This is a genomic window from Bradyrhizobium sp. UFLA05-153, from assembly GCF_054185185.1.
In genome coordinates, this window is sequence record NZ_JBBIAM010000252.1 from 1 (window position 1) to 4,644 (window position 4,644).

General features: G+C 57.8%; 2 protein-coding genes. One reads left to right on the forward strand and one right to left on the reverse strand.

What is annotated here, in order from left to right; translation table 11 throughout:
- Window positions 1-3,585 precede the first annotated feature (3,585 nt).
- Window positions 3,586-3,843 (forward strand): hypothetical protein, encoded by a 258-nt coding sequence (locus Q2941_RS50775; protein WP_458197410.1) that lies wholly within the window; start codon window positions 3,586-3,588, stop codon window positions 3,841-3,843.
- Window positions 3,844-4,268: 425 nt separating this feature from the next.
- Here the strand turns inward: Q2941_RS50775 and Q2941_RS50780 are convergent.
- Window positions 4,269-4,644, reverse strand: a 376-nt coding sequence (locus Q2941_RS50780) for a thermonuclease family protein (protein ID WP_458197411.1), incomplete at its 5' end; no start/stop codon positions are given.

The window sequence follows — 4,644 nt, forward strand, 5'->3', positions numbered from 1 at the left end:
TGCCGTCGCTGGATGTTAAGTTGATGACGAAGGATCAGGATCTCAGCTTCCAACGAGACCCGCGACCGGAACAATAGAACCAGCACCGACCAGACCAGGCTGTAAGCTTCTCTCATGAGACAAAAGCATTGCGCGATTCGACCTCACGTACCAGCCGGATTAGGGTTTCCGACAGGGACAGGCGTGAGACAAGGTTGTCCCAATAGAACCTGACCGATTTCCGCGCGTGCGCGAACCAGTTGGTGCGTTGTTGAGTCGGTGCCGGTGCTCGATCCGTCGCGAGGCAATACCGCCTCGAAGCGGAGAACCGAAATGAGCGACCAAGTCAAAGTCTGCCCGGAGTGCTTCGGCTCGGGCAATGAGCCCCGGATGACGTCACCCTATCCGGCGCGCAAGATCCTCTACCGGCCGTGCCCGGCCTGCGCTGGGACCGGCAAGGTCAGCGCTGCGCCTGAAACCACAAGATCGCAAGAACCACGATAAGGGCGCTGAGGAAAATCGCTCTCCTCATACTCCGCTTGTTGTAGCGTTCAGTCTCGAGCCGGTCCCAGTCTTCCCGCCGCATATTTGTCTCCAGCGCGGCCTCAGCCGGCCAGCGCGGGACGATTCGATCAAGCTTCGGATGCGGGCCGCACTAATCCTATCCCCCGGTTTTTCAGAACGATGAATAAGGGTGAATCGCTGCTGTCGAACTGATCGGGGAACGGGTAGTTTGGCCGGGCCTGAAAGCAGAAGGCCGGCGCTCGCGACACAGCCAAGACCTCATAGAGGAACGGGTGCCCTCGCTTCGCCATCCTTTGCGTCGACTGATTGAAGCAACTGTTCCACACCGGAATCATCCGGTGTTCAAGGTCGCCACTTCGTGATGCCGTACATATCCCGAAGGCATTAAGAGTCGGGATAGGTTCCTTAACGAATGCATCACCGGTGCGCTGTTCTAGCATCGGCTAACGCTTAAACTGAAAGAACCGACGCGCCATTGAGGAATGGCGGTCGGCTCTCTCCGTCTTCGAATTGCCGACGCGGTTCGGAGAAACGGTCGACAAGGTGAATGGCAGTAAGTCGGTGTTGGGAGACCCCGATTGTGACTCGCCTTTCGCCGCCGTCGCAACACCCGTCGGAGAAAGGAGAATGACCAATGGTCAAGCGGAGTCCCCAGAAACACTCAAAAGGCGTGATTTTTCGTCGATATCGCCGTCTGCCTAACGGTACCGTACTCGACGCGTTCGATTACGGCCTGAAGGCATGGCCCATCAATCCGAAAGAGCGCTACTGAGGTAGCGTAATTTTCGGTTCACCAATAGGTTGCGCCCCGCGAGATGACCGCGGGGCGCGTTTCACTGACAGCAGAGGCGCAAATCTTACCGCCTGAGCCGGCGGGCATGTGCTGCCAGCCGCTGGCGGCTGCGCTTGTCGTGCGATTGGCGCCGCGGTGCGACCAAAGGGCGAAGACCTGACCGCCACCCGTAACACCTTCACGCAGTGGATTTTGTGTTTCTCGGATAAGGACTGACCCGGAACGAATGTTCACTTTTGGACTTAAGCCTTCAGTTGAAGGCGTTGAGCAATGGCCGAAAAGGACCAGGACCAGTTGCCTCCCCAGCAGACACAGGATCACGGTGTGCGTTGTCCGTCCTGCTCTTCATCACCCCAGCTGATTGCCTCGACGCTAGACGCCAAAACCGGAAAGACTATGCGCCTGTTTCATTGCACTCAGTGCGGCGAGAACTGGGGCGATTAGGCAGATCTCAATTAGCGGCAATCTTTCCATACCCACGATGTGCAGTAGCTTGCTGCCCTTCTGAGCCGCTAGGAATCGATAATTTGCGAGGTGCCTGGGAGGTCGCTTTCATGGCGGGATGCCCAAGCATGTCCGCCGCGAGAACCGTACACCGCCCGGTCACCCCCCGATCAAGATCACGTTCGGCGACATGCGCGAGATGGGCGTGCGCGGCCTCCTGATCTATTGCGCCGACTACCGTTGCGGCCACAACGTAACCATGAGCGCCGATCGCTGGCGGGATGATGTGCGGCTATCAGATGTCGAGGAGCGCTTTGTCTGCTCCGCCTGCGGTCGCCTCGGCGCGGATGTCCGGCCGGACTTCAACTGGAATAAGCCCGTGGTCCCACTATGGGATACCGATGAAGATCTGGCAACCTCGCCACACCGAGCCGTTGGACTTTGGTTGCAGGCTTCACTCCAAAAGAGACCCGCCCGAAGGCGGGTCGCGCAAGGTACAGCAATGGGCCTACAAAATCAGTCAGGCACACACATCTCTCCGCTGCTACTCTGCGAACTAGGATTCGCTAGGCCTACGGTGAGTTGGCTCAAATCCGCCGATGCCTCAACTATCCTTGGTTTTGGGCGGGGTGTCAGAACTGCGATCTGATGAGGAGAAGCGGGCATGCCAGCCAACATTAGCTTTGGCGTAGCCGAACTCTCCTCAACTTGGGCCCCTCCCAGCACTGCAACTTGGTGCCGCGAGATCGGGAAGCCCGTCACTTCGAAAGCCGGAAAGCGCAAGGTGCACGCGCCAGCTTGATGGGTCGTCGCACCTGCTACGGAGGCAATCACGGTCGCGATCGAGAACCGATTTTTCATGACAATACCCCACTTGGATTAGAGAGATATTCCCACCACGAATTGCGTCGTGACCTTAGTTCTAAGTCAGCGACGCGATATGTGAATTAGTTCACTGGCGATCTCAATTCTTTCCGAACGCAACTGTATCTAGCGTCACTCATCGGGAGCAGTCTGCCCGGTAGCGACGCTGGCTTAGCAATTTTTGTGTCCAAAGCACTGTCGCAGTAATTTGCCCGCATGCAATGACCCGAGGATGTAGACAGTCGCTGCATCAGCCGTTGGGCGTGCGTTGCCCGCCGGCCGGCACCATTTGACACCCACGACGTACAGGACCTCTCGCGCGTCACAAGGCCCAAGGGATTGATAATTTGCGAGGTACCTAGAAAGATCGCTTTGATCGCGGCATGCGTAGATCTGTCCGCTACGAGAACCCCACACCGCCCGGTCATGATCACATTCGGCCAGATGCGCGAGATGGGCGTCCGTCGCGTCCTGGTCTATTGCGCGGACTACCGGTGTGGTCATTCCATCGCCGTAAGCGCCGATCGCTGGCCCGACAAACTGCGCCTTTCTGACATCGAGCCGCGCTTCGTCTGCCGAGCTTGCGGCAGACGCGGCGCGGACATCCGGCCGGACTTTAATTGGAATAAGCCCTCAACGTCCCCGATGGACTACCGATGAAGTCCGTTCACTGTCGGGCTGGATATTTCGCGATCAGTCGATCCCCCTGCCAAAGCTCAACGGCGCAATCATACGCGAGTTGCCATGCCCGCTCTCTCGCCGTTTTTTCGTCCGCACAAAGGATATCGATCCGGCTCGTAACTTGCCCATCGGGCCCGAGCAAATTAGCCCCGTACCATTCCATCCAACCTGTCCCCGTCGCTCGGCTTACGGCCGGGCGATGCAGGTGACTTAGAATTGGTTCCTACTCTTTGTCATCGGGAAGAATATGCAACCCAGCCCATGATCGAGGAAGGCCCGAATCGCGCTACAGCTGGTTCATGAAGCTCACCGCCGAACGTCCCTTCGCCAACCCAGAAGCCGCAGCGCGCAAGCTCGTCGAGCTCGCCGCCGGGATCGAACCAGTGCACGACGGTCGCATCCACATCGAGAAGATCAACGCGCCATGCTTCTACTCGCCTAAAGCCACCGGCCCGGAGTTCGGCGCCGGCATCAAGGTAGCAGTCGAGCGTGGCTGGCTCGAGCTGCACGAGAGTCGAACCTATGTGCGGCTTTTGAAGACAGAACCAACCAACTGATAACAAGCCCCCGTTCGATCTTCTTTGGTTCTCAGCGCACACAACCTGAATGTGCTTTGTCGGTTGTAAAAGAACAAAACGTGTCAACTCTCGCTCGCCTGCATGCGGTGTTGCTTACATCCGCAGAAGCAGATTAAGACGTCTCGTTCTTGCCTATCTTTCCCGACATAGTGATTTCGGTGCGAACGGCGGCGGCCGTGCATGTGGACGGCCCTGGCGTTTCTGCCAGCCCCGAGCGCCGGGGCCGCTCCTCATTTACAGATAGAAGCAAAAACGCCGCCCGCTTAAATGTATCGCGGACGGCGGCGTTCCAGCCCCGGGTGGGGATGATGCAAAAATCCCGGTACCAATCAGTCTGATTGTACTAGGCGAAGGTTCAACCAATTGCCGCTTTTTCCCGATTTCGCATTTGCGAATGGAAATGTCTAACCACACCACGATCTGCGCGGTGGACAGCTCGTTGCGCCGCAGACGTAAGGGTGCGCCAGTCCCTCGCCGATTAAGATCTGGCTGACGTTGCGCCCGCCGACGGTCAGCACTCCACACCGGCGTCCGTAGTTACAAAGCTTTGTTTCCTCTAGGCCGGGCTTGCAGGCGTATGCCACGCGCTCCAACTTTGCTCCGCGTGATGCAATTAGATCCTGTAGCCGACTGCTGGCGAGATCAGCACGTCGCCTTTCATCATCGCAACGTGCAAGGGTTCCCTTTTCCGGCGTATCAAAGCCCGCCAGCCAAAGGCGGACTGAAATCACCTCGAAATTCGGTGATAGCTCTTTGCCATACGGGCAACCTTGAAGCTCC

Coding starts and splice junctions, on each gene's coding strand:
- Q2941_RS50775 (WP_458197410.1), top strand. CDS start 3,586: ATGAAGCTCACCGCCGAACGTCCCTTCGCCAACCCAGAAGCCGCAGCG.